Consider the following 25,264-nt stretch of genomic DNA (forward strand, 5'->3'; position numbering starts at 1 on the left):
GAACCGTCGGCGGCGCCCCGCTCACCGTGGTCAGGCAGTACATCGAGCAGCAGAACCGGCCGGTGTGAGCACAGCCCAGCTCCGCCGGGACCAGCCGTACCTCACCATGACGTACCTCGTGCGGCTGCTGAAGCTGGTGCACGAGGCACACCCTGACGCCTTCGGAGCCGCCTTTCACGCACGCCTGGGCTTCACGTCGGCGTCGGCCCACCGGGCGTCCAAACCCCTCGACGCGTATCCGTTCCCGGTACTCGACGCGTTGGAGACCGCCGCCCGGGACGACGTCGCCCGCGTCCGCGACCGGATCCTGGAGGGCGAGAAGCTGGCGGCTACGGGCCGAGACCCGCACCAACACGGCTGGGACCGGCTGGAGAACGTCCTCTGGTACGTCGCGCACCACGGCCCGCTGACCGCCGACGACGCCTCGTACAAGATCCTTCGCCCCTGGGGCGGCAGAGAGGAGCTCAACGGTCGTCTCCACCTCACCGCAAGGGACCTGGTGCCCTTCCTGCTTCTGCTCGCCTGCCAGACCGGCATGGAACCCGAGTGCATCCGGCAGCTGCGCTCCGACTGCCTGGCGAGTCCGGCACGTGGCTACGTCAGCATCGCCTACGCCAAGAAGCGCGCCCCGGGTTCTACACACAAGACGGTCAGGGTCACCGACGGCGGCTCGCTGCGCTTCCCCGGTGGCGTGATCCGGCTGGCCCTGCGTCTGACGAAACGGACGCGTGCGCTGATCGGCAGCGACGCGCTGTGGTGCGACGTCGGTGGTCACGGGCAGGCCCGGGCATCCTTCGACGGTCCGCAGGGCCGGTCGGCGGTGACGCGGCAGTGGATGTCCGAGCATGGGCTCGACCGCCTCACCGACCGCGACGGTACTCCGGTCGCCCTCGACCTGCGGCGGGTGCGCAAGACCGTCAAGTCCCGTCAGTACCTGCGGGCCGGCGGAGTTCTTGAGGACTTCGCCTCCGGCCACACCCGGCCGGTCGCCGCGCAGCACTACGCGGACATCGGCGCCCACGAAGAGACCCACGACCAGGCGGTGGAGGCGGGCCTTGCACAGGCGCTGGGCGTTGCGCTGGCCCCACCTGTGGTGCTGTCGGACGACGGCGACCGACTCGACGACGGCCAGGCCGCACTGACCGCGCGGGAAATCAAGTCGGCGCTCTCCGGCGAGCAGGACACACCTGCGTGAGCTGCGGAAAGACCGCGGCCGCCGCCCTCGTTGACGACGACGGCGCACTCTGCCACCTCTGCTACAACCGCCATCGCCGGCCACGAAGGCTCTGCGGCAGGTGCGGGCAGCTCAAGCGCATCGCCCGCAACGCGCGAGACGGGCAGCCGGACCTCTGCGACGGCTGCTACCAGGGCCCCGACGCGACCTGTTCGATCTGCAGCAGGGTCCGCCCCTGCGCCAGCCGCGACGAACAGGGCCAGCCGATCTGCGCCACCTGCTATCAGCGTCATCGCACCGGCGAGCCGTGCGCCCGCTGTGGCCGAACCAAGCCGGTCAACACCCGTTGGCCGATCGGGCCGGTCTGCATGACGTGCTACACCGCCGTGCTCCGCTCACCGGCCGAGTGCCCGCGCTGCGGCATGGTCCAGCCGCTGATCGCGCGGGATGACGACGGCGCCGAGATCTGCGGACCATGTGTCGGATTCGCCGACTACATCTGCAAGCGGTGCGGCCGGGCAGGCAATCCTCACAGCCGCGGCCGATGCGCTCACTGCGTCCTCGCCGAGCGGGTCAACGCCCTGCTGGCCGGGCCCGACGGCACGATCAACCCACAGCTGGAACCGCTCGCGGCCGCACTGGCGGACGCTCCCTCACCATTCCCTGCTATCCAGTGGCTCAAGGAGAGCCCGAACACCAAGCTCCTCGCCCGGCTGGCGTCCGAAGGGCACGAGCTCAGCCACGAGCTGCTGGATGAGTTCCCGCCCAGCCGGAACCAGCGATACATCCGTCAACTCCTCGTCCATACTGGTGTGTTGGAGGAACGCAACGAGGACATCGAACGCATCCCGGGCTGGCTGGAGCACGAACTCGCGGACAAGCCGGCCGCGCACGCCAGCCTCGCCCGCCCGTTCCTGCACTGGTTCCTGCTTCGGCGAGCACGCCAGCGGGCCGCCATGCGCCGCCATCCCGCCTCCGCCGACCGTGACCTGCGGCGCCGCGTCAGCGTCGCCCTGGACTTCCTGGCCTGGATGGACCAACGCGACCTGGCCCTCGCCGACCTCGCTCAGGAGCATGTCGACGACTGGATCGCCGGGGCCACCAGCCAGCGGCGCTACCTGATCCGCTACTTCCTGAAATGGACCACGAGCCGCCGGCTCACCTGCGAACTGACCGTCCCCTCCATCCCGAGCCAGGAGCCCCAGAACCTACTCGACGACGAGGCTCGCTGGCGGCTCCTCCAACGCTGCCTGACCGACGATGCCCTGCCGACGGACGTCCGGGCCGGCGGCGCGATCACCCTGCTGTTCGGCCTGTCCACCAAACGTCTTTGCCACCTGACGCCTGAACACCTCAAGTTCGGTGACAAGCACGCCCACCTGGTCCTGGGCCGCCACCCCGTCCTGCTGCCTCCACGGCTCGCCGAGCTCCTTCGACAACTTGCCGAACAGCCCCAACTGCGACCGCAGCTCTCGCGAGCCCACCCAGGCCCTCGCTGGCTCTTCCCTGGCATGGTCCCGGGCAAGCCGATCTCGACGCACGGCATGACCCAGAAACTCAAACGGCACGGCATCCTGGTTCGCACCGCGCGCAACGGGGCACTGGCCGCCCTCGCGGCTGATCTTCCCAGCCCGATCCTCGCCGACGTGACCGGGATGCACCGCCACACCGCGCTCCGCTGGGTCGCCTACGCAAGACGTGACTGGGCCGAATACCTCGCCGCCCGCGCCGAGGAGGTCACCAGCAGCAGATCGCAGCGATCATGAGATCGGCTTCGTGGGGATCTGAGGTGGAGGCATTGGCACCGGATCGGCGCTTGAGAATATGAACTGAATGAGCACGTCAACAGGGAGCCAGGAGGCCGTCTACCAGGGCTCGGAGCCCGTCCAGGTAGGTGTCCTCGGCGGTCAGCGGTGCCCAGTGGTCCGCGACCTGTGCCAAACGGGGTAGCTCGCCCGGGTCGAGATCGGCGAAGACTTGCTCCCGGTAGGTGGGACGGTCATCGTCTGTGCGCCGCCGGGCCGCTGTCACGCGGACCACGATCTCTCCGGCGGTGTAGTACCAGATCGCGCGGTAGCCGTGTACTGCCCGCTCGGGGGACAGGCCGCATTCGACCAGGCCGTCAACGATCTGCTCGACAAACCACAGAGCGGATGTGGCCATCAGGTCGTCGGCGGTCAGCACCTCCACGATCCACGGGCAGGCGGCGAGCGCCTCGTGGATCGTGGCAGCGGCGACGACGATCCGCTCGCGGGGCTGAGCGGGCAGTTCGGGTCGGTGCAGCGTCCGCGTTGCGTAGTCGTCCAGCAACAGGACGAGCAGTTCTTCCTTGTTGCGGACGTGGTGGTAGAGCGCCATCGGCGTACTGCCGATCTCCGTGGCCAGCCGCCGCATGGTCAGCCGGTCCACGCCTTCCGCGTCCACGATCCGACGGGCCGCTGTGACGACCTCCTCGCGGGAGATACGGGGAGGTCGGCCGAGGGTTTTGCGCGGTGCTGGCGGTTGCGGCATGCCCTCATCATCCCCCAGGTGTCGACAACGTCGATCCTCTGACGCTATTTTCCTTACATGTATAAAAACTCGCGAGGGCGACCCGGAATGGTGCTGGCAGCCGTGGCCGTCGCCCAGTTCGCCGTCGCCCTGGACCTGTCTGTGGTCAACGTCGCCCTGCCCGCGATCCGCACCGCGCTGGGGTTCGCACCGCTCGACCTGTCGTGGGTCGTGCACGTCTACGCGCTCACGCTCGGCGGCTTTCTGCTGCTGGGAGGCCGCGCATGCGACCTCTACGGCCGACGACGGCTGTTCGTGCTCGGCTTGGCCGTCTTCGGGCTGTGCTCACTGGCGGGCGGGCTCGCCCAGGCACCCTGGCAACTGATCGCCGCCCGCGCCGGCCAGGGCCTGGGAGCCGCCGCGGCCACGCCGGCCACGCTGGCGATGCTCACCACCACCTTCCCCGAGGGCCCGCAGCGCGTGCGCGCGCTCGGGGTGTGGAGCGGGGTGAACGCCGCAGGCGGAGCGCTGGGCGTGCTGGCGGGTGGGCTGCTGACCCAGTACGCGGGCTGGCGCTGGGTGATGCTGATCAATCTGCCCATCGTCGCGGTGGCTCTCGCGCTGGTCCGCGCAGGCGTGCCCGCCGAAGCACGCCCCGCCCGGCGCGAGAGGCTGGATGTGCTCGGTGCCGTCCTGGCCACCGGTGGAGTCGGACTGCTGGTGACCGGTGTTGTGCGCACCGACGCCCAAGGGTGGGACTCCCCGGCCACATGGACGATGCTCGTCGCCGCAGCCATGCTCCTGGCCGCCTTCGTCGTCACCGAATCCCGGACTTCCGCACCGCTGTTGCGCCTGGGCCTGCTGCGCAGCCGCTGGGTCGCCGGCGCCAACGTGCTGGTGTTCTTCTCCACAGCCGGGCAGTTCGCGGCGTTCTACTTCGTGTCCCTGTACCTGCAGCAGGTTCTGGGCATGGGTGCCGCGGCGACCGGTGCCGCGTTCCTGCCCTTCTCCGCGAGCCTGATCGCGGGCACCCTCATCGCGACCCGCGTCACCGCGGCACGCACCCCCCGTGCGTCCCTGGTGCCCGGCGCCCTGCTGGCCGCCGCAGGCCTGGCCTGGTTCGCCTTCATCAGCCCCGACGGCGGATTCCTCACCGACGTGCTCGGCCCCTGCATCATCACCGGCACCGGCGTCGGACTGGTCATCGCCCCGATCGTCGCCGCCGCAACCACCGGCGTCGCCCCCCACGAGGCCGGCATGGCCTCCGGCCTCATGAACAGCTCCCGCCAACTCGGCGGCTGCATCGGCCTGGCCGCCCTGGCCACCATCGCCGCACACCGCACCGGCACGACAACCGACCCCGCCGCAATCAACGACGGCTACGCCCTGGGTCTTGCCATCGCCGCCGTCCTCTTCGTGATCGCGGCCGTCGTGGCGATCAACGTGCTGCCCCGCCGCCAGGCCGAAACACCCGCCCTGCAACCCGCCACCGCAGAGAACCGACTGGAAGGAACGCCGTCATGACGACAACACCCCTCTCACCCATCGACCTGTTCGCCTCGGCGCTGCACATCCACCCCGACGGCGATGTCCAAGCCGCCGAACGGCAGATGACGAACAGCGACTCCGGCGCCTGGCAGCTCGCGACATTCCACGTGGAGACCGACGCCGACGTACACGCCGACCACTGGGAGATGCACCCGCAGGCCGAGGAGGCGGTGTGCTGCCTGACCGGCGGTGTCCGCCTCTACTTCCGTCCCGCCAGGCCCGACGACACCGAGGACATGGTGCAGTTGCAGCCAGGCACCGCCGTGATCATCCCCCGTGGCCGCTGGCACCGCCTGGAGCTGGACGCCCCCAGCGACCTGATGTCGATCACCCTTCGCCACGGCACGCGCCTCGAAAAACGTACCGACACTCGCTGACAGCGGGGCGACCCGGCCGAGCCTGCCGCCGGGCCACCCAGCGGCAACTGGTCTGGGGAAGGCGGCCGCCGCAGGATGCCTCCTCGTTGATTCGTCCCCTGGGATCCGTCCACCCCTGGTAGAGCCCAGAGCCCCGGGCGTCACATACTCAGTGTCATCAGTCGGGGCGAGCGATATCGGGGAATAGTGCACGGTCGGAATAACCCCCTCCCGCCAGTAGTTCGTGAGCTGGACCGCGACTGCGCCACCACCGAGACCGGAGCCGACGGGCGTCCCCAGTACAAACTCCGTGGCCGGGTCTACAAGGGGAAGGACCGCAAGCTCAGCGGGGACGAAGCCGAGTGAGTCGTCCTGGATGTCGTGCACCGCGCCGTCGCCGTTCTCAAGGAGATCAACGACGACCCCGGCCACCTCTTCGGCTACGACGGCGGCGGCCGCAACGGGTACGTACTCCTCACCAACGTGCCCCGGCGTATCCGAGCCTTCCGCAACCACCTCAACGCGCTCTTCAGCACGGCGGATGAGCTCTACATCCCGCTGACGACGACGTCCCCGAACGGGGACTCCCCGGACGAGGCAGACGAAGCCGAGGAAGACGAAGCCGAGGAAGACGCGCCAGCGCCCACGGCGCTTCCCTGGGCCTTCGACACCAGGCAGTTCCGGCGTACCCTCGCCTGGCACATCGCCCACCAGCCCTTCGGGGTGGTCGCGGGCGCCCGCCAGTACAAGCACACCGCGATCACCATGTTCGAGGGGTACGCGGGGACCTCCGCCTCCGGCTTCGCCGATGAGGTCGCCGCCGAGGAAGCCGTGGCCAAGCTCGACTACGTCGAAGACCTCTACCACGACTGGAACGAGGGCGGACGCTCCGCGGGCGGCGCCGCCCAGCGCATCGAGGCCGAGTTCGACCGCATTCGCAGCGAACTCGGCGACCTGGCGGGCGTGGTGGCCAGCCCCTCCCGCCTGAGGACGCTGCTGCACCACCTGACGAAGACCCTGCACCCCGGCGTGCTGAACGACTGCTTCTATCAGGCTGAGACAGCCGTGTGCCGCAAGCGGGCCAAGCCTCTGGGACGCCCCGTCCCCATGCTCGACATGTGCATGCGCTGCCCCAACTCACGGCGCTCCGCCGTCCACCTGCCCCGCCTGGAACGGGCGCACGACATGGCGCAAGCCGAACTGGGCGAGGCAACCGACCTCCCGCGACTCCAGCAGCTCGCCATCACCGAGCACCTGGCCACGCTCACCCACCTGATCGCCGAGATCGACCACGAGGACACCCGACGATGACCGATGCCATGGACGACACCCTCCGAGTCGTCCGCACCGCCTTCGACCGTCTCGCCCGGGAGAACCCAGGCCTGACTGACATCGACCACAAGATCATGCGCGCCTTCGAGCAGCTCATGCTCGGCCACCCCGAGATCACCGACGGCCGGACTTCGGCGGTGAACATCTGCGCCGAGTCCGGCGTCTCCCGAGCCTCGTACTACCGCTCTCCCGTCGCGGCAGTAATCAAGGGGATTCTCAGCTCTCCCAAGGCCAGGCGTCCGGAGTCCGACGAACTCCGGCAGGAGATCGCGCGCCTGAAGCAGTCCGAGCGGGATCTCCGCCGGGAGAAGGCGGAGGAGATCCGGGAGTTGCGTGCCACCGTCGGGGCGTACGCGAACCAGATCCAGGTGCTCGCACTCAGGAACGCCGAGTTGGAGGCGGACGCTCGCCGACTACAGGCTCAGGTCGCGGGAGGACCAGAGCGGGTTGTCAGGCAACTGAAAGGAACCAGGACGTCTTCCGAGGCGGCTTCGGAACAGACATAACTTCGCAGACCACCTCTACGACCTCCACCCTTGTGCCAGCCACTCATGAGTTCGCCGCGCGCAGCCCATCCAGCTCGTCCCCGATCACCGCGCGCAGCGGCTCATGCTGGGGACCGAGTGCGAATTGCTCGTCCGTCCACCTGTTACGTGCGTAGAGCCAGACCGGCCGTCCCACCACGTCGGCGGGCTCCCAGTTGAATCGTGGCCATATGTGCGCATGCAGGAAGCCATCGGTATTGCCCAGAATCTCCAGATTGACCCGGCGAAACTCCGTGTCCAGACGCCTACAGGCTCGCTCGACCGCCTCTCCGAGCTGGTCCATGTCGGACAAGAACGACAGCCTCTTGGCCCTGGGCAGGTCCGACAGTCTCTCGACCTCCGGATCATCCACGAGAAGCACCGAGTAGCCCGGCAGGAACTGCACATCGCCGATCACTGCGAACCCCGCGGTCAAGCGCCTGAGCACAGTGGGGTTTTGACCGCGCAGAGCGCTCCCGATCCGGTCCATCCGCCAGTCAACAGCCACGGGCCCGAAGTTATCCTGTCGCGATGCCCCAGGTTCGTTCGGCGTACCGGCGACACTCAGCCTCCGCATTGGCGAAGCATCATGCTCTTGTCCGCCACCGTCACAGGAAGGCCATACTTCTCCGCCACCTGCGCGAACCGCACCGAGTACGAGCAGCGAATCGTCTTGTTGGGCGGCAGCCAAGACGCGGGCCCAGAGTCCCTTTTGGCCGAGTTCGTGGAGCCCGAGACGGGCAGGAGGTTCAGCACGTCGTTCGCCAACCGCTGCCGCTTCTGCTTGTCCCAGTGTGCGGCGCCCATCTGCCAGGCGTACGACAACGGCACCACGTGATCTATCTGTACCTCCGCGGCCTTCGTCTTCTTCCAGGCGATGTCCTTGCCCGTGTACGGGTCGTACAGGTTCATCGACACGACCACGCAGTCCGAACCGGCCCGGAACCTGACGTCCTGGCCATCACGTTTCAGCAAATCGTTCCGCGTGTCACAACCATTCCGCGCCAGGGGCACGCCGTCCGCTGTGTCCATCCACGCGTAGCCGAACTTGTCACGGTCGTACCCGGTCTTCGGCCCGCGCCCCTTGGTGGACAGTTTGGAGATGAGTTCACGCGCTGTCGCCCTGTCCTTCTCCGAGGAGATCGCCGCCAGGCCAGGCTTCGTCCCATCCGGATCGGCCAGAGGACTGGCTCCCTGTCCGTTCGAGGCCGACGCTCCGCCCTCGGGTGAACTACTCCCGCCGGAAAGGCCGCTTCCCGTGCAGCCTGTCAGCGCCGCCCCGAGCATCAGCACGGCACAACTGGCGGCCCTGCCCCGAGCAGCAGCCCGGACCGTCGGTCCTGTCACTTCCCCGCCATTCCCCGCACTACTACCGAGTCCGAACACGAGCCGCGTGAGACACGGCCTCGCAGCACGGATGCCCCGATCCTGAGACACATCACTGTGAGACATCTACACAGCCAACACAAGGTCGTTGGCGAGGGCTATCCGCTTACTGGCGTCCCAGTACTTGGCGCCCTTCTGCCAGGCGTCGGACAGGGCGACGACATGGTCGATGTCGACCTTGCTGCTGCCCCGCCGGTACGTCACGTCCTTCCCGGAGTACGGGTCCGACTCCAGGACGCCGTAGGACACCTTGCAGGTACCGCCGGTGTACTTCACCTCCGCCAGGTCCCGCTTGAGTATGTCGTCACGGGTGTCGCAGGAGTTGGAGTCGGTGTCCGCCCAGGCGGAGCCGAACTTGTCCCGCCCGTAGCCGGTCTTGGGGGCCCGCCCCTTCACGGTCAGCGACTCGGCCGCCGCGAGAGCCGCCCCGCCGCTCGCCGACGGCTGCGCCCCGGCCGAACCGGAGCCGGTGGTCTGCTCGGTGCAGCCGGCCGCCGTCGCTGCGCACATCAGTACGACGGCAGCCGCCGCCCCACCCCTCAGACGCTTCACGCGCCCCTCCTCTTTTTTGCCCGCCCGCCGCCACCCCGCCCAGGGCGGATTCCCCCGACGGCGTCTCGCACACACGGTAGCGAGGGGGCGCGCGGAGGCAGCCGGGAGGTCCAGACCACATCTCACTCAAGTGGGCATCTCTCGCATCTCGGGAATATCGTCAGTGGAGAGTCACCCCCGGAAGGAGTTCTGGATGGGCATCTTCGACAGGTTCAAGAGCAACAAGGCGGCACACGGCAAGACCAGGAACATGTCCGACGCCGCGGAGAAGCAGGTCAACGAGAAGACGGGCAACAAGCACGAGTCCCAGGTCGACTCCGCACAGCAGAAGCTGCACGAGCGGCTCGGCATGGACGAGGACCGGCCCGAGAAGCCTTAGGGCCTGTCTGAACTCTCGACTCCACCCGAGGCCACCGGCGGACGGATCGTCCGGCCGGTGGCCTGAGTGCTGTGAGTGCCCTGAGCAGCCTGAACAACCTGAGGAGACGGCCAGAGACGGGCAGGGCCGGTCACGACCCCAGCACCGTCGCCAGGAACTCGCCGACCCAGCCCAGGAGTTCGCGTCCGACCAGCGGCTTGCCGCCGACCCTGGTGGGCTTCGGACGGGGCACGAGGATCTGGTGCGCGGCCGGCTTGATGACCGAACCGGGGTACACCCGCTTGAGGCGCAGCTCCTGCGACTCGCGCAACTCCACCGGCGCGAAGCGGATGTTGGCGCCCTGGAGCACGATCTCGCCGACGCCACACGCGCGTGCCAGCATCCGCAGCCCCGCCACCAGCAGCAGGTTCTCCACCGGTTCCGGCAGCTTGCCGTAGCGGTCGACGAGTTCCTCGCGGACGGCCTTGACGTCGTCCTCCGAGTTGGCGGAGGCGATGGAGCGGTAGGCCTGGAGCCTGAGCCGCTCGCCGGGCGCGTAGTCGTGCGGGACGTGCGCGTCGACCGGCAGCTCGATCTTGACCTCGAGCGGCGGTTCCTCCTCGACCCCGCCGGTCTCCAGCTGACGCCGGTAGTCCGCGACGGCCTCGCCGACCATCCGGACGTACAGGTCGAAGCCGACGCCCGCGATATGGCCGGACTGCTCGCCGCCCAGGAGGTTGCCCGCGCCGCGGATCTCCAGGTCCTTCATCGCCACGTACATGCCCGCGCCCATCTCCGTGTGCTGGGCGATGGTCGCGAGCCGCTCGTGGGCGGTCTCCGTCAGGGGCTTCTCCGGCGGGTAGAGGAAGTACGCGTAACCGCGTTCGCGGCCTCGGCCCACCCGGCCGCGCAGCTGGTGCAGCTGGGACAGGCCGAAGGTGTCTCCGCGCTCCACGATCAGCGTGTTGGCGTTGGAGATGTCGATGCCGGACTCGACGATCGTCGTCGAGACGAGCACGTCGAACTTCTTCTCCCAGAAGTCGACGACGACCTGCTCCAGCGCGGTCTCCGACATCTGGCCGTGGGCGGTGGCGATGCGCGCCTCGGGCACGATCTCGCGCAGTCGCGCGGCCGCGCGGTCGATGGACTCGACCCGGTTGTGGATGTAGAAGACCTGGCCCTCGCGCAGCAGTTCGCGGCGGATGGCGGCGCCGATCTGCTTCTGCTCGTAGGGGCCGACGAAGGTGAGCACCGGGTGGCGCTCCTCCGGGGGCGTGGTGATCGTCGACATCTCGCGGATGCCCGTCACCGCCATCTCCAGGGTGCGCGGGATGGGGGTCGCGGACATCGTCAGGACGTCGACGTTCGCGCGGAGCTTCTTCAGCTGCTCCTTGTGCTCGACGCCGAAGCGCTGCTCCTCGTCGACGATGACCAGGCCGAGGTCCTTGAACTTGGTCTCGGAGGAGAACAGGCGGTGGGTGCCGATGACGACGTCCACGGAGCCCTCGCGCAGGCCCTCCAGGGTCGCCTTCGCCTCCGTGTCGGTCTGGAAGCGGGAGAGGGCCTTCACGTTCACCGGGAACTGCGCGTACCGCTCGCCGAAGGTGCCGAAGTGCTGCTGCACGAGGAGGGTCGTCGGCACGAGGACGGCGACCTGCTTGCCGTCCTGGACGGCCTTGAAGGCGGCGCGGACCGCGATCTCCGTCTTGCCGTAACCGACGTCGCCGCAGATCAGACGGTCCATCGGGACCGTCTTCTCCATGTCGTCCTTGACCTCGGCGATGGTGGTGAGCTGGTCGGGCGTCTCCGCGTAGGGGAAGGCGTCCTCCAGCTCGCGCTGCCAGGGGGTGTCCGTGCCGAAGGCGTGCCCGGGGGCGGCCATCCGGGCCGAGTACAGCTTGATCAGGTCGGCGGCGATCTCCTTGACGGCCTTCTTGGCGCGCGCCTTGGTCTTCGTCCAGTCCGCGCCGCCGAGCCGGTGCAGGGTGGGGGCCTCGCCGCCGACGTACTTGGTGATCTGCTCCAGTTGGTCGGTGGGGATGTAGAGCCGGTCGCCGGGCTGGCCGCGCTTGGCGGGGGCGTACTCCACGACCAGGTACTCGCGCGTGGCGCCCTGGACGGTGCGCTGCACCATCTCGATGTAGCGGCCCACGCCGTGCTGCTCGTGGACGATGTAGTCGCCCGCCTCCAGGGTGAGCGGGTCGATGGTCTTGCGGCGGCGCGCGGGCATGCGCGCGCCGTCCTTGCCGGCCGCCTTCTGGCCGGACAGGTCGGTCTCGGTGAGGACGGCGAGACGCAGCGCCTGGTCGACGAAGCCGTAGTCGATCGAGCCGCAGGAGACGTGCACGAGGGAGGGGCCGAGGTCGGTCAGGTCGGCGTCCAGCCGGGCCGCGACGCCCTCGCCGCCGAGCACCTCGACCGTGCGGGCCGCCGGGCCGTGCGCCTCGGTGACGAAGACGACGCGCCAGCCTTCGGCCAGCCAGCCCTTGGTGTCCGCGAGGGCCTTCGCGGTGTCGCCGCGGTAGGTCTCGGGGGCGTGCATGCCGAGCTTCAGGGTGTCCGCGTCGAGCTCTTCGTCCGCCGCGAACGGCGACACCGACCACCACATCATGTTCAGCTCGCGCGCGTGGTCGCGGACGGCCGCGATGGACCACAGGGAGGCCGCGCCGACGTCGATGGGGGCCTCGCCGCCGCCGGCCGTGGCCGCCCAGGACGCCTGGAGGAACTCCTGCGAGGTCGCGACGAGGTCGGCGGCACGCGTGCGTACCCGCTCGGGGTCGCAGACGACGGCCATCGCGCCCTTGGGCAGGACGTCGATCAGCAGCTCCATGTCGTCGACGAGCACCGGGGCCAGGGACTCCATGCCCTCGACGGCGATGCCCTCGGCGATCTTGCCGAGCAGCTCGCCCAGCTCGGGGTGCTGTTCGGCGAGGGCACGCGCACGCGTGCGCACCTCTTGCGTCAACAGAAGTTCACGGCAGGGCGGGGCCCACAGGCCGTGGTCGGCGACCTCCAGGGAGCGCTGGTCGGCGACCTTGAAGTAGCGGATCTCCTCGACGTCGTCGCCCCAGAACTCGACGCGCAGGGGGTGTTCCTCGGTGGGCGGGAACACGTCCAGGATGCCGCCGCGGACGGCGAACTCGCCGCGCTTCTCGACGAGCTCCACGCGCGCGTAGGCGGCCGCGGCGAGGGCTTCGACGATCGTGTTCAGGTCGGCCGTCTGGCCGGTGCGCAGGGCCACCGGTTCCAGGTCGCCGAGGCCCTTGACCTGCGGCTGGAGCACCGAGCGGACCGGCGCGACGACCACCGAGACCGGGCCGGTCTCCGGGTCGTCGGGGCGCGGGTGGGCGAGGCGGCGCAGGATGGCGAGGCGGCGGCCGACGGTGTCGCTGCGGGGGCTGAGGCGCTCGTGCGGGAGCGTCTCCCAGGAGGGGTACTCCACGACGCCGTCCGGCGGGAGCAGTGAGCGCAGGGCGGCGGCCAGGTCCTCGGCCTCACGGCCGGTGGCGGTGACGGCGAGGACCGTGCGGGCGCTCTCCCGGGCGAGGGCGGCGATTGCGAAGGGGCGGGCCGCCGGGGGGCCGACCAGGTCGACGTGCATGCGGTTGCCGTCTGCGGCCGCGGGGATCGCTTCCGCGAGGGCGGTGTCCTTGACGACGGCGTCGAGCAGACCGTGCAGGCTCATGGAGGGCTGTTCCGTCCGAGGGGTCGGGGGTTTGTGGCTCGCAACGCGAAGGGCCCGACGCGTGTCACGGGCCGGGGGTGTCCAGGGTACGACGGGGCGCTGCGGTTCGCCGGGGGCTGTGGACAACCCTGGGAACGGTGAGGGGTGCGGACCCCCAGAAGACAGACAACAAAGACAGACAACAAAGACAGACGACGAAGACGGACCCGACGAAGACGGACGAAGACAGACGAAAGACTGTCGACGAGAGCGGACAACGAAACCCGGCACCGAGAAGACCCCCGTCCGTCTCGATGCCGGGTCGTTGCCCTGTGGGTTGTGGTCAGTCCGTGGCGATCGCGTTCAGTACGTTCATGCGTCCCGCGCGGAACGCCGGGATCAGTGCCGCGAAGAGGCCCACGAACGCGGAGCCGATGAACACGCCGATGATCGTCGGCCACGGGATGTCGAGGACGTCCAGGCCCTGCAGGGCGAGGAGTTGCTGGGCGGTGGCCCCCCAGCCCATGCCCAGACCGAGGCCCAGCAGGGCGCCGAAGAGAGCGATGACGACCGACTCCATGCGGATCATGCGGCGCAGCTGACGGCGGGACAGGCCGATCGCCCGCATCAGACCGATCTCCCTGGTGCGCTCCACCACCGACAGCGCCAGGGTGTTCACCACACCCAGGACCGCGACGATGATCGCGAGGGCGAGCAGGCCGTAGATCAGGTTCAGCAGCTGGCCGATCTGGTCCTTGAGCTCCTGCTTGTAGTCGGTCTGGTCGCGGACCGTGTACTGCGGGTAGTCGTGCAGCGCGGCCTTGACCGACTTGTACGCGGCGTCCTGCTGCCCCTCCTTCGCGGTCGCGAAGACCAGCTGGTCCAGCGGCAGCTTGTCGGCCGGGACGTACTTCTTGAGGGTGTCGATGGATGTGTACATCGCGCCCTGGTCGATGACGACGTCACTGCTGGTGATCGCGCGGACCGTCAGCCGTGCGGTGGAGCCGTCCCGGAAGGCCACGGAGATCTTGGAGCCGAGGCTGATCTTGTGGTCCTTGGCGAACTTCTCGTGGACGGACATCGAGTCGAGCCGGTAGGCGTCGGCGAGGTTGCCGGCGACCGTCTCGGTGCGCAGGTCGGTCGCGTACGTCGGGTCGGCGGCGGTGATCGCCGTCTTGCCGAGGGTCTTGCCGTCGGGGGTGGTGAAGTCGGCCTGGGTCCACTTGTACTCGGTGACCTGCGCCAGCTCCGGTGTCGCCTTGATGGCCTGCACCGCCTGCGGGGTCATGAGCTGGCCGCTGTCGCTCTGGATGATGAAGTCCGTGCCGACGCTCTTGTCGAGCTCTTCCGTCGCCGAGGCGACCATGGAGGAGCCGACCACCGACAGACACGCGACCAGCGCGAGGCCGATCATCAGGGCCGCGCCCGTGGCGCCGGTCCGGCGCGGGTTGCGCAGCGCGTTGCGCTCCGCCATCCGTCCGACGGGTCCGAAGGCCCGCAGAACGACCGCGCCCAGCACCCGGACCACCGCGCCCGCCAGCAGCGGGCCGATGACGACGAAGCCGATCAGGCTGAGCACCACGCCCAGGCCGAGCCAGAGGGAGCCCTCGGCGGCCTTGTCGGCCGTGGAGGCCAGGTAGAGGCCGAAGCCGCCGCCGGCGGTCAGGAGCAGCCCGATGACGGCCCGTACGGCGCCGGCCTTGGCGTCGGCCGGGGCGCCCGCGTCGCGCAGCGCGGCCATCGGGGAGACCTTGCCGGCCCGGCGGGCGGGGAGGTAGGCCGCCAGCACGGTGACGACGATGCCGAGGATCATGCCGGTCACCGGGGTGGTCCAGGCGACCGTCAGATCGTCCGTGGAGAGGTTCATGCCGGTCAGACTCATGAGCTTCATCAGGCCGATCGCGATGCCGACGCCCGCGCCGACGCCGAGGATCGAGCCGACCACGCCCAGGAGCAGGGCCTCCGCGAGAACCGACCGGTTGACCTGCTTGCGGCTGGAGCCGATGGCCCGCATCAGGCCGATCTCACGGGTGCGCTGAGCGACCAGCATCGAGAAGGTGTTGATGATCAGGAAGATGCCGACGAGGAAGGCGATCCCGGCGAAGCCGAGCATCGCGTACTTCATGACGTCCAGGAAGCCGCCCACGTCCGCGGCGTTGGCGTCGGCGGTCTCCTTGGCGGTCTGCACCTTGTAGTCGGCGCCGATCTCGGCCACGACGTTCTTCTTCAGCTGCGCGTCGCTCACCCCGGACGCGGCCATGACGTTCACGTTCGTGAAGACGCCCGGCTGGCCGACCAGCGCCTCCTGGGCGGTCTTCGTGTCCAGGTAGAAGATCGCGGCGCCGGGGTTGGTGACCTGGAAGGCGGCGATGCCGGAGATCTTCGCGGTGTGCGTGCCGATCGCGCTGATCACGCCGATCTCGTCGCCGAGCTTCAGGTGGTGCTTGTCGGCGGTGTCCTCGTCCACCATGACCTGGTCGGAGCCCTTGGGAGCCGCACCGTCGGTGATCTTCATGGTGCGGGCGTCGTTGCCGTTCCAGCTGCCGACGATGGTGGGCGCGCCGCTGGACGGCGACAGGCTGTCCTTGTCGGCGTCGACGACGGTCACGGAGGTCGAGAAGACGGTCCCCTCCGCAGACTTCACCCCTTGCGCCTTGCGCACCTCGTCGAGCACGGAGGCCTGCATGACCGGCGGCTTGCCGTTCTCGGAGGTCGTCTCACCGGTGTCCGAGGCGCCCTTCGCGCTCACCGTCACATCGGAGGAGGTGGCGGCGAAGAGCTTGTCGAACGTCGTGTTCATCGTGTCGGTGAACACCAGCGTCCCGCAGACGAACGCCACCGACAGCAGGACCGCCACGGCCGACAGGGCCATCCGTCCCTTGTGCGCGAAGAAGTTGCGCATGGAGGTCTTCATGACGGTCATGACGTACGCCCCCGCGCGTCGAAGTCCTTCATCCGGTCGAGGACGGTCTCGGCGGTCGGCTTGAACATCTCGTCGACGATCCGGCCGTCCGCGAGATACAGCACGCGGTCCGCGTAGGAGGCGGCCACCGGGTCGTGCGTGACCATGACGATGGTCTGGCCCAGGTCGTCCACCGAGCGGCGCAGGAAGCCCAGCACCTCGGCGCCCGCGCGCGAGTCGAGGTTTCCGGTCGGCTCGTCCCCGAAGATGATCTCGGGGCGGGCGGCGAGGGCGCGGGCCACGGCGACGCGCTGCTGCTGACCGCCCGAGAGCTGCGTGGGACGGTGCTTGAGCCGGTCGCTCAGCCCGACGGTCTCCACGACCTGGTTCAGCCAGGCCTTGTCCGGCTTACGGCCGGCGATGTCCATGGGCAGCGTGATGTTCTCTATCGCGTTCAGCGTGGGCAGCAGGTTGAACGCCTGGAAGATGAACCCGATCCGGTCCCGGCGCAGCTTCGTGAGCTTCTTGTCCTTCAGCCCGGTGATCTCGGTCTCGTCGAGGTAGATCTCCCCGGACGTGACGGTGTCGAGCCCGGCGAGGCAGTGCATCAGGGTGGACTTGCCGGACCCCGAGGGGCCCATGATCGCGGTGAACTGGCCGCGGGCGATGTCCACGTCGACGTGGTCGAGGGCGACGACGCGGGTCTCGCCGGACCCGTACGCCTTGACGACCTGCCGCGCCCGCGCGGCGACGGCCGTACGCCCTCCAGTGCCCCCGTGCCTGGGAATGGTCACAGCCGAAGTCACGGTAAGTCTCCTCAGTAGAAGGTCAGAAGCTGCATAGCGAGAAGCGCTACGCCGAAGAGTCTGTCGGCAGGAGGGGGTCCCGCGCGCTGGTGCTCGGGCCCGTCTTCCCGGGGGGTTAACCCCACCCCCCGCCGGTGTGCCTGCCGCCCCCCGGCGGCATAAAGCCAGGTTAAGGAGCGACCTGGGGCCTTCTCCTCCTCCGACGGTACGAACCCTCCCCCAGCCGTAGTACGGAGGTACCCCTAAGGGCCGTCCACCGTCAGGTGGAGGAGCTCTCGGGGTTCTCTCCACCCTCCGCCCCGGTCAGGCTCCACCCTCCCGCGACGTGAGGGTCAAGTGGGAAGCTGTGTTCCGGCAGTTGCATGCAAGGGGCACGGAACACGGGACGACAGAACATCCGGGGAGGGACATCCGTGGGGGACACCAGACCCGCGATACGCGGGACCGAGCAGCCGACGCAGACGCGCCGGCGGGGAGCGGTCGTCGCCGCGCTCATGCTCGCCATGGCGCTGGCCGCGCTCGACTCCACCATCGTCTCCACCGCCGTCCCGCAGATCGTCGGCGACCTGGGCGGGTTCTCCGTCTTCTCCTGGCTGTTCTCCGGCTACCTGCTCGCCGTCACCGTCACCCTGCCGGTGTACGGCAAGCTCTCCGACACCTTCGGCCGCAAGCCGGTGCTGGTCGCCGGGGCCGTCCTCTTCCTGCTCGGCTCGCTGCTGTGCGCGCTGGCCTGGAACATGGGGGCGCTCATCGCGTTCCGCATCGTGCAGGGTCTGGGCGGCGGGGCGCTCCAGGGCACCGTGCAGACGCTCGCCGCCGACCTGTACCCGCTGAAGGAGCGTCCGAAGATCCAGGCGAAGCTGTCCACGGTGTGGGCGGTCTCGGCGGTCGCCGGGCCGGGCATCGGCGGGGTGCTGGCCGCCTACGCGGACTGGCGCTGGATCTTCCTGGTCAACCTGCCCATCGGGGCCCTCGCGTTGTGGCTGATCGTCCGTCATCTGCACGAGCCGCAAAGAGAGACAAAGGCGATAGGAGAGACAGAGCAGACAGGGCAGACAGGGCAGAAATCGTCTCCACGCGCGCGTGTCGACTGGGCGGGCGCGCTGGCGGTGTTCGCGTGCGGCGGGGTGCTGCTGACCGCGCTGGTGCAGGGCGGGGTGGCGTGGCCGTGGCTGTCGGGACCGTCGCTCGCGCTGTTCGCCGCGGGTCTGGCGCTGGCCGGCCTCGTCGTCGTCATCGAACGCCGGGCCGCGGAGCCGATCATCCCCGGCTGGGTGTGGCGTCGCCGGACGATCGCCGCGGTCAACCTCGCGCTGGGCGCGCTGGGCCTGCTGATGGTGGCCCCGACGGTGTTCCTGCCGACCTACGCCCAGGCGGTCCTGGGCCTGGGGCCGGTGACCGCCGGCTTCGTCCTGTCCGTGTGGACGCTGAGCTGGCCGCTCTCCGCCGCCCTCAGCCAGCACGTCTACCGGCGCATCGGCTTCCGTGACACCGCGCTGCTCGGCATCGGCACGGCCACGCTGATCCTGCTCGCGTTCCCGCTCCTGCCCTACCCCGGTCAGGCCTGGCAGCCGACCCTGCTGATGCTGCTGCTCGGCGCCGCGCTGGGCCTCTTCCAACTCCCGCTGCTCGTCGGCGTGCAGTCGACGGTGGGATGGTCGGAGCGCGGGACGACGACCGCGTCCGTGCTGTTCTGCCGGCAGACGGGCCAGACGATCGGCGCGTCGGTGTTCGGCGCGGTCGCCAACGGGGTGCTGGCCGCCCGCCTGGGCGGCGCGGGCGACCTGGACTCGCTCGCCCGCGACCTGGACGCCGGCACCGCCACCGAGGCGACCCGCCGGGCGGTCGCCGACGCCGTGCACGCGGTGTACCTGGGCGCGTCGTGCGCGGCGGCCATGGCGTTCGTCGTGCTGCTGCTCCTGGCCCCACGCCGATTCCCGGTCCGAACGGAGTGAGCCACCGGACCGACCGGGCCGACCGGAGCACCGGACCACCGGGCTGACTGGGCCACCGGGCCGACCGGACCACCGGGCCAACCGGACCCACCGGGCCAACCGGACCCACCGGACCACCAGACCCACCGGGCCAACCGGACCCACCGGACCACCAGACCCACCGGGCCAACCGGACCCACCGGACCCACCGGACCACCGGAACCACTGAGGCTCCCGGCTGCTCGACCGCGCGGCTGTTCGAGCGCGTGCCCGGTGTCGGCGCACCCCTCCCGCACCCGCGCGCCGGGCTCACGACGTGCGTCGGGTCCGGGCCGACGGTCGCCGACGGCCCGAGGGCCGGCGCCCGGGGGGTCGACGGCCAGGTGCCCGGCGGGGCGGCCTCCGGCAGGTCGGCGTCGCCGACCGGCTACTCCACCGGCCGGCCCGTGAGTGCCGTCAGGCTGCTGCGTACGTGGTCCATGTGGGCCTGTACGTCGTCCCAGCGCTCGCCGTGCTCGCGCAGCACCCGTTCCGTCTCCCGCGCGGCGTGCTCCTCGCGGGCGCGCGCCTCGGCGAGGATCTCGGCGGCACGCGCGTGTGCGTCCTCCTGGCCCCGGCGGGCCGACTCCTCGGCCTCGGCGAACGCCTGCTTCGCCGCGGACAGCGCCGCCTCGGCCCGGGTCACCGACCGAGCGTGCCGCGCGTCGAGGGCCGCGGCCCGCTCGGCCGCCTCGCGCTCCGCCGCCGTCCATCGCTCGGCATGCTCCTTGTCCTGCTCGGCGAGCATCCCGGTGGTGCGCTGGCGCACCTCGCGCAAGGCGGCCAGCGCCTCACCGCGATACTCCTTCACCTCGCGACGGGCGCCGACCCGGACGTCGTCGGCCTCGGCGCGCGCCGCGAGCAGCCGCTGACGGGCGCGTTCCTCGGCTTCCGCGCGGAGCTCGTCCGCCTCCTCCTGCGCCGCCCGGCGCACGTCGAGGGCGCGCGTCTCGGCCTGCGCGACGTGCTCTCCCGCTTCACCCCGCGCGTTCTCGCGGACGTCCGTCGCCTCTTCGAGCGCGAGCTGGAGAACGCGCCGTGCGCGCTCCCCCAGGCAGTCGTACGTCTGCGGCGCGAGCTGTGTGACGACCTCGCGCAACCGCTCGGCCTCCGCCTCCATCCGCTTGGCGAGGACGGTGAGCCGGGCGGCCCGCTCCCACGCGGCGTCCCGGTCGGCGCAGAGCGCGGCGGTGTACGCCTCGACCTGTTCGGGCCGGTAGCCGCGGCGGCGAACGGTCACGAACCCCGGCGGTGACACCGATGCGCTGCTCATCCTTGAAAACCCCTCGCCACCAGACGGACACGACACGATGATTTCGCGCATATCTTGATGGATCGGGCGTAAGTGTTCATAACGCGACACTCCGCGCATAAGACACGGTCATCCACGAACGCGAAAGGGGCCGGGCCCGATCATCCGACCGGGCCCGGCCCCTTTCATACCTGAGCTGTCTCAGCTGTCTCAGCTGCCTCAGCTGCCTCAGCTGCCTCAGTGACCGTCCGTCACAGCAGTCCGTCCCACATCTGCTCCAGCAGCACGGACCACCAGCTCTCCGGCGAACCGAGCGCCGCCGGGTCGAGCGAGACCAACTGGGCCTGGAAGTCGACGGTCCAGCGGCCCGCCTGCTCCTGGTTCAGACCGAACCGCAGCCGCCACATCCGCCCCAGCAGCGCCAGACAGCGCGCGAACTCCGGCAGCCCCGTGTTCACGAACTGCGGCGGCACGGGCGCACCGCCCGGCCCCGCCTCCACCGGCACGGCGACGATGTTCGCCGTCCCGTACTGCACACAGATCGCCTTGCCGAAGTCACTGCCCATGACGAGGTACGAGCCCGCGTCCGAAGCCGGCTGCACACCCCGCTCCGCCGCCAGCTCGGCCAGCGTCGGCACGGCCCGCCCCGGCTGGGCCTGCGCCCAGAAGAACGGCCCCATGTCCGCGGGCAGACCCGCCATCACCAGCGTGTGCGCCACGACCGGCGGCACCCCCTGCCGGGACACCGCCGCCTGCTCGAACCGGAACACCGACGGCCCGAACACCGCGGCCAGCTCCTGCCCGATCGCCTCCGGCGGAACCGGCGGCGCCGACTGCACCTGCGGCAACGGCGCGCGAATCGGCGCCGGACGCGCCGGCCCGTCCGCCACCTGGTGCAACTCGCCCTGGTGCGCCAGCAACTGGTGCATGCCCTGCTGCCGGCTCGCGTGATCGGTGCCGTACGGCGCGATGCTCGTGATCCGCGCCTGCGGCCACTGCTCCCGGATCATCCGCGCGCAGTACGCGCCCGGCAGCTCACACGACTCCAGCTCCGTGTGCAGCTCCAGCACCTGGTCCGGCGGCACGTTCATCGCCCGCAGCTCGTGGAAGATCTGCCACTCCGGGTGCGGCGTCCCCGGCGCGGAACGCCGGATCAGCTGCTGCTCCGAGCCGTCCTGCGCGCGATAGCGCAGCACGGCCTGATAGCCCGGGCCGACCGTCGGCAAGCCCTGCTGCGGATACCCGTACGCCGGCGGCTGCCCCGGCACGGGCCCACCCGGCGGCATCGGGTGCTGGGGAGCACCGGGGGCCATCCCGGGGGCACCCGGGAAACCAGGAGCACCGGGGCCCTGCGGAGGCGGCGGAGGCGCGCCCGGGCCGCCCGCCGGGGGTCCGGCCAGCATCGTCTGCGCGTGGTGGACGGCCCCCTGCGCGCCCCCCGCCGAGCCGTGCACGCCGGGCGCGCCAGGCCCACCCGGGGCCCCCGGAGCACCAGGGGCACCCGGCGCTTGGGGCGCACCGGGAGCGCCCGGCATCCCCGGAGCGCCCGGTCCTCCCGGTCCGCCCGGTCCGCCCGGTCCCATCCGACCGGGATCGGCAAGCATCGTCGCGGCATGGTGAACCCCACCGGGAGGCGTGCCCCCGGGCGGATTCGGACCGGGAGGCGCACCAGGCCCCGCCGGCCCTGCCGACCCCGTCGGGCCTCCCGGCCCGTCGGGCCCCAGGGACGACACCAGCTGTGTGGGCACGTAACCGCCCGCCGGAGTACCAGGCGCCCCCGGCCCTGAAGACGGCGGCGGAGGCGTCCCGGCCGGTCGCGCACCCGGAGTTCCCGGCGCACCCGGCGGAGGCGGCGGCGCGCCCCCGCCCCCTCGGTTACGACGCGGAGGCGGCGCCGCCTTGCTGGTCGCGGCGTCGGCGATGTCACCGGCGTTCGGCGCGAGCGGCCGAGACGGCGCACCCGGACCGGCCGGAGGCACCGGAGGCGCGGGAGCGGCAGCGCCCTGCGGATAGCCGTACGACGCCCCGGCCCCGGCCCCGGACGGACCGGACGGACCGGACGGCGGCGGAGTCGCAGCAGGAGGCGGAGTCGGCGTGGGCGCAGGCGTGGGCGGCGGAGTCGGCTGAGGCCGTGCCCCGTGCGCGACAGGCGCACCCGTCTCGTCGAGCGCGGGCGCGACCGCGGTCGGCGGAAGCCCGCTGCCGCCGGACATCAGCGCCGTCTTGGCGTCCGGCGGCGCCGTCGGCGGTCCCGACTCGTCGTCGGAGCCGCTCAGCGGCGGCGCGAACACGGTCGCGGGCAGCGGCACGGAACGGTCGTCACCGGAGTCGCCGTTGGTGTCCGTCCCCGCCCACGGGGTCGCCCCCAGCGGCACGGCGGGCGCGGCCGGCACCCCGCCCTGGGTCTCGGGCAACCCGCTCCCCGGCACCCCGGCCTGCGTCCGAGGCAGCGAGGGATCACCACCGGGGACACCCCCACCGGCGGAGGAACCCGAACCGACGCCCGAACCCGCACCCGAAGCCCCGCCCGAGCCCGAAGCCGCCGCCCCGTTCCCCGAACCGGCCCCCCGCCGGCCCTCGATGCCCAGCTTGTCCGCCGCCTCCTGCAACCACTCCGGCGGCGACAACAGGAACGACGTCTGATTCAGATCCACCCGTGCCGCGGGCGCCGGCACCGCGTCGGCAGGGGCGCCCGGACGGCCGTACTCCTCCTCGTACCGGCGGATCACCTCGCCCACCGGCGCCGAAGGCCACAGCGTGGCCTCACCGCTGTCCCGGGCGATCACCAGCCGCTGCGCACCGCCGTCCGAACGCGGCCCCTCCGCACGGTCCTCGGCCCACACCACGAACCCGAGCTCGAACTCCCGTACCCGCACCTCACGATGCTGGTACGCCGGCACATCGCCGTTGATCCACTCTTCGGCGCGCTCCTGCGCCTGCGCGAACGTCACCATCGGTCAGCTCACTCCCCCGCGCCCGCGGACGACCCGGACGACACCGGAACGGACCGCGCGAACCCGCCGTCCACCATCAGATTCGCCACCGTCTCCAACTCCGGCGGATTGCCCGCCAACCGCGACAGGAAGACGTCGAAGTCCTCACCGCACGGCAGCAGCAACCGCTCCATGCGCTCGGCCGGCGACCAGCCCGGGTCCACGTCCCGTACGTCGTCGTACGAGCAGAACCACACCGAGCCGGTCCGCTCGCCGCGCACCTTCACCGCCAGCAGTCCGCCCTGCACGAAGGCGACGCCCAGATAGTCCTTCGTCAGATGGTCGCGCAGGCACTTGTTCACATACACCAGGTCGTTCACCGCGGCCTCGTCGCGCACCGTGAAGAACGGCTGGTCCACCAGCAGCCCCAGCTCCGCGACCAACGCCGCGCCCACCGGCGCACAACCGCCCGCCGCCTTCACGAACGACCGGTACGCGCCCGGCAGCCGGTACCCGAGGTCCTCCTCGACGCCCTGCACCTGCTGCTCCGTCACCGCCACACCCGACTTCGGCAGCCCGAAGTGCGCCGGACGCGTCTCCTGCAACGGCCGCGTCCCGCGCTTCGACTGATCCACCACGGCCGTCGACACGCCACCGTGATGCCGCAGCAACGCCTTGACCTCGACCGGAACCAGCTCCAGCCGCCGCGAACCCGCCACGTGGTGCCACGTCCAGCCGTGCGGAGTCGCCACCGCAGGCACCGTGTCCCAGAGCTCGTGACCCGAAGCCGCGAGCGCCGCGTTCGCCGACACGTAGTCCGTGAGCCGCAGCTCGTCCACGCCGAAGCCCTCCGGCGGATCCGCGATCTCCGCGACCGCCCGCGCGTACGGCGAGAAAACCGGGTAGCCCCGCTCGTCCACCCGCACGCCTCTCGGGTGCCGTGCCGCCCGGACCGGATCCGGGAAATGCACGACCTGCCCGGCGTAGGCCGCGTTCGGCGGCGCGGCCTGTTGCCCGAGCCGACCTGTCGTCATGGCGGTTGCCCCCTGCGGCACTCTGTACGGCCCGCAGCGGCCGGTTCCACTTCCGGTCCCGACCCACCACGCCCGTATCGACTGTCTCCAACAATCTCCAACGCGCGTCAACCGCGCGCTCACGGTGGCGACAGCCTATGCGGTACGACGACGACGGTCACCGGGCCTCCGGTTCCGTGACCAGCCGTCACCCCGCCGTGACAGCCCGCCCAAACACGGGCGTGTCGCAGCGCCCCAGCTTCCGCACCCGCCACGCTGTTTGGCACCCTGTGACCTCCGGGGGATGCACGGGAGGGGAAAACGATCATGAACGCGACGCAGACGGGACCACACACCGGCAGGTCGAACGACCTGCACAACGCCCACACGGGCGACCGGGCCACGGGCGACCACGGCACCGGCGGCCACGGCACCGGCCGGTCCGGCGACCCCCGCATCGGCTGGTCCGCCGCCGAAGCCCCGCACACCCCCACCCTCCGCCACCGCCGCGACGGCATACTGCCCACCGTCGCCGCCGCCCTCTCCGTCCGCGGCGCCACCCTCACCGGCACCGCCGCCCGCGGCGACCAGCCCCCGCCCCTGCACCCCCTCGTCCAGGACTTCCTCGACAGCCTCACCAGCACCCAACGCGACCGCTTCACCGGCCGCTGCGCCGAGGCACTGCTCATCTCCCGCCACATCGCCGCCGCCGACGCCTCCCGCAGCAGACGCGCGGCCCGCCGTCCCATGACCAACGGCGAAGCCCGCAAGACCCTCAAACAAGCCAAACTGACCACCCGCCGCATCCGAGAGGACGGCGACCCGCTCCACGGCAGCTTCGCCACCCCCTGCCGCGCCTGCACCGCCCTCAGCGACCACTTCGGCGTCCGCATCGTCGACCCGGCCACGACAGCCGGCTGACCCACGCGACACACGACACCGGTCACACGCCACCAGGCACGCGCCACCAGGCACGAAGAACGCAGCACACAGCACCAGGC

The 25,264-nt window shown here is 70.7% G+C and carries 18 protein-coding genes and 1 pseudogene; 9 read left to right on the forward strand and 10 right to left on the reverse strand.

Features of this window, described 5'->3' with window-relative positions; all coding sequences use genetic code 11:
• Positions 1-64: 64 nt before the first annotated feature.
• Positions 65-1,195: a hypothetical protein gene (locus AB0J04_RS00915; protein ID WP_363166215.1), complete on the forward strand. Its 1,131-nt coding sequence runs from the start codon at positions 65-67 to the stop codon at positions 1,193-1,195.
• Positions 1,192-2,940 carry an XRE family transcriptional regulator gene (locus tag AB0J04_RS00920; protein ID WP_363166216.1) on the forward strand — a complete coding sequence of 583 codons (1,749 nt, stop codon included), beginning with the start codon at positions 1,192-1,194 and terminating at the stop codon, positions 2,938-2,940. The genes AB0J04_RS00915 and AB0J04_RS00920 overlap by 4 nt, the downstream gene beginning before the upstream one ends.
• A gap of 76 nt (positions 2,941-3,016) precedes the next feature.
• Here the strand turns inward: AB0J04_RS00920 and AB0J04_RS00925 are convergent, their stop codons facing one another.
• Positions 3,017-3,685, reverse strand: coding sequence for a TetR/AcrR family transcriptional regulator (locus tag AB0J04_RS00925; protein ID WP_363166217.1), 669 nt, complete (start codon positions 3,683-3,685; stop codon positions 3,017-3,019).
• A gap of 87 nt (positions 3,686-3,772) precedes the next feature.
• Here AB0J04_RS00925 and AB0J04_RS00930 point away from each other — a divergent pair, with 87 nt between their 5' ends.
• The 4 genes from AB0J04_RS00930 to AB0J04_RS00945 all read left to right on the forward strand — a co-directional run bounded on the left by AB0J04_RS00930 (position 3,773) and on the right by AB0J04_RS00945 (position 7,406).
• Positions 3,773-5,188, forward strand: a complete 1,416-nt coding sequence (locus tag AB0J04_RS00930; protein ID WP_363166218.1) for an MFS transporter — start codon at positions 3,773-3,775, stop codon at positions 5,186-5,188.
• Positions 5,185-5,589 carry a cupin gene (locus AB0J04_RS00935; RefSeq protein ID WP_363166219.1) on the forward strand — a complete coding sequence of 135 codons (405 nt, stop codon included), beginning with the start codon at positions 5,185-5,187 and terminating at the stop codon, positions 5,587-5,589. Before AB0J04_RS00930 ends, AB0J04_RS00935 begins: the two co-directional genes overlap by 4 nt.
• A gap of 360 nt (positions 5,590-5,949) precedes the next feature.
• Positions 5,950-6,879: a hypothetical protein gene (locus tag AB0J04_RS00940; protein WP_363166220.1), complete on the forward strand. Its 930-nt coding sequence runs from the start codon at positions 5,950-5,952 to the stop codon at positions 6,877-6,879.
• The gene (locus tag AB0J04_RS00945; RefSeq protein ID WP_363166221.1) at positions 6,876-7,406 is read left to right on the forward strand and encodes a hypothetical protein; all 531 of its coding nucleotides are present in this window, start codon (positions 6,876-6,878) and stop codon (positions 7,404-7,406) included. Before AB0J04_RS00940 ends, AB0J04_RS00945 begins: the two co-directional genes overlap by 4 nt.
• 43 nt (positions 7,407-7,449) lie before the next feature.
• Here the strand turns inward: AB0J04_RS00945 and AB0J04_RS00950 are convergent, their stop codons facing one another.
• From AB0J04_RS00950 to AB0J04_RS00960, 3 genes and pseudogenes are all read right to left on the reverse strand, one after another.
• A complete protein-coding gene (locus tag AB0J04_RS00950) occupies positions 7,450-7,932 on the reverse strand; it encodes a diadenosine tetraphosphate hydrolase (RefSeq protein ID WP_363166222.1) in 483 nt (160 codons plus the stop codon).
• Positions 7,933-7,988: 56 nt separating this feature from the next.
• On the reverse strand, positions 7,989-8,711 hold the full coding sequence (locus AB0J04_RS00955; RefSeq protein ID WP_363166355.1) for an HNH endonuclease family protein: 723 nt from the start codon (positions 8,709-8,711) through the stop codon (positions 7,989-7,991).
• Between the two features lie 183 nt (positions 8,712-8,894).
• Positions 8,895-9,362 (reverse strand): annotated as a pseudogene (locus AB0J04_RS00960) (HNH endonuclease family protein); the annotation flags it as partial.
• A gap of 193 nt (positions 9,363-9,555) precedes the next feature.
• On the opposite strand from AB0J04_RS00960, the gene AB0J04_RS00965 reads away from it, so the two are divergent.
• Entirely contained in the window at positions 9,556-9,741 is a 186-nt protein-coding gene (locus tag AB0J04_RS00965) for an antitoxin (RefSeq protein WP_363166223.1), read from the forward strand.
• 130 nt (positions 9,742-9,871) lie between these two features.
• Here AB0J04_RS00965 and mfd read toward each other — a convergent pair whose 3' ends face one another.
• From mfd to AB0J04_RS00980, 3 genes are all read right to left on the reverse strand, one after another.
• Positions 9,872-13,405 carry a transcription-repair coupling factor gene (gene mfd, locus AB0J04_RS00970; protein WP_363166224.1) on the reverse strand — a complete coding sequence of 1,178 codons (3,534 nt, stop codon included), beginning with the start codon at positions 13,403-13,405 and terminating at the stop codon, positions 9,872-9,874.
• A 322-nt stretch (positions 13,406-13,727) separates the two neighbouring features.
• Positions 13,728-16,307 (reverse strand): FtsX-like permease family protein, encoded by a 2,580-nt coding sequence (locus AB0J04_RS00975; protein ID WP_363166225.1) that lies wholly within the window; start codon positions 16,305-16,307, stop codon positions 13,728-13,730.
• Complete coding sequence (locus tag AB0J04_RS00980; protein ID WP_363166226.1) at positions 16,304-17,092, reverse strand: ABC transporter ATP-binding protein; 789 nt, start codon at positions 17,090-17,092, stop codon at positions 16,304-16,306. Before AB0J04_RS00980 ends, AB0J04_RS00975 begins: the two co-directional genes overlap by 4 nt.
• Positions 17,093-17,454: 362 nt before the next feature.
• Here AB0J04_RS00980 and AB0J04_RS00985 point away from each other — a divergent pair, with 362 nt between their 5' ends.
• Entirely contained in the window at positions 17,455-19,047 is a 1,593-nt protein-coding gene (locus AB0J04_RS00985) for an MFS transporter (protein WP_363166227.1), read from the forward strand.
• 406 nt (positions 19,048-19,453) lie between these two features.
• Here AB0J04_RS00985 and AB0J04_RS00990 read toward each other — a convergent pair whose 3' ends face one another.
• The 3 genes from AB0J04_RS00990 to AB0J04_RS01000 form a co-directional block, all read right to left on the reverse strand.
• On the reverse strand, positions 19,454-20,338 hold the full coding sequence (locus AB0J04_RS00990; protein ID WP_363166228.1) for a cellulose-binding protein: 885 nt from the start codon (positions 20,336-20,338) through the stop codon (positions 19,454-19,456).
• A 230-nt stretch (positions 20,339-20,568) separates the two neighbouring features.
• Complete coding sequence (locus AB0J04_RS00995) at positions 20,569-23,271, reverse strand: SUKH-4 family immunity protein (RefSeq protein WP_363166229.1); 2,703 nt, start codon at positions 23,269-23,271, stop codon at positions 20,569-20,571.
• Positions 23,272-23,279: 8 nt separating this feature from the next.
• Positions 23,280-24,284, reverse strand: a complete 1,005-nt coding sequence (locus AB0J04_RS01000) for an SMI1/KNR4 family protein (protein WP_363166230.1) — start codon at positions 24,282-24,284, stop codon at positions 23,280-23,282.
• A gap of 306 nt (positions 24,285-24,590) precedes the next feature.
• Here AB0J04_RS01000 and AB0J04_RS01005 point away from each other — a divergent pair, with 306 nt between their 5' ends.
• On the forward strand, positions 24,591-25,184 hold the full coding sequence (locus tag AB0J04_RS01005; RefSeq protein WP_363166231.1) for a YwqJ-related putative deaminase: 594 nt from the start codon (positions 24,591-24,593) through the stop codon (positions 25,182-25,184).
• Positions 25,185-25,264 lie beyond the last annotated feature (80 nt).

The organism is Streptomyces sp. NPDC050263 (assembly GCF_040655955.1).
GTDB lineage: Bacteria > Actinomycetota > Actinomycetes > Streptomycetales > Streptomycetaceae > Streptomyces.

Bases quoted from the DNA above. Each gene is read 5' to 3' on its own strand.
- AB0J04_RS00925 (WP_363166217.1), bottom strand. From the start codon at position 3,685: ATGCCGCAACCGCCAGCACCGCGCAAAACCCTCGGCCGACCTCCCCGT.
- AB0J04_RS00930 (WP_363166218.1), top strand. From the start codon at position 3,773: ATGGTGCTGGCAGCCGTGGCCGTCGCCCAGTTCGCCGTCGCCCTGGAC.
- AB0J04_RS00935 (WP_363166219.1), top strand. From the start codon at position 5,185: ATGACGACAACACCCCTCTCACCCATCGACCTGTTCGCCTCGGCGCTG.
- AB0J04_RS00945 (WP_363166221.1), top strand. From the start codon at position 6,876: ATGACCGATGCCATGGACGACACCCTCCGAGTCGTCCGCACCGCCTTC.
- AB0J04_RS00955 (WP_363166355.1), bottom strand. From the start codon at position 8,711: ATGCTCGGGGCGGCGCTGACAGGCTGCACGGGAAGCGGCCTTTCCGGC.
- AB0J04_RS00965 (WP_363166223.1), top strand. From the start codon at position 9,556: ATGGGCATCTTCGACAGGTTCAAGAGCAACAAGGCGGCACACGGCAAG.
- mfd (WP_363166224.1), bottom strand. From the start codon at position 13,405: ATGAGCCTGCACGGTCTGCTCGACGCCGTCGTCAAGGACACCGCCCTC.
- AB0J04_RS00975 (WP_363166225.1), bottom strand. From the start codon at position 16,307: ATGACCGTCATGAAGACCTCCATGCGCAACTTCTTCGCGCACAAGGGA.
- AB0J04_RS00985 (WP_363166227.1), top strand. From the start codon at position 17,455: ATGCAAGGGGCACGGAACACGGGACGACAGAACATCCGGGGAGGGACA.
- AB0J04_RS00990 (WP_363166228.1), bottom strand. From the start codon at position 20,338: ATGAGCAGCGCATCGGTGTCACCGCCGGGGTTCGTGACCGTTCGCCGC.
- AB0J04_RS00995 (WP_363166229.1), bottom strand. From the start codon at position 23,271: ATGGTGACGTTCGCGCAGGCGCAGGAGCGCGCCGAAGAGTGGATCAAC.
- AB0J04_RS01000 (WP_363166230.1), bottom strand. From the start codon at position 24,284: ATGACGACAGGTCGGCTCGGGCAACAGGCCGCGCCGCCGAACGCGGCC.
- AB0J04_RS01005 (WP_363166231.1), top strand. From the start codon at position 24,591: ATGAACGCGACGCAGACGGGACCACACACCGGCAGGTCGAACGACCTG.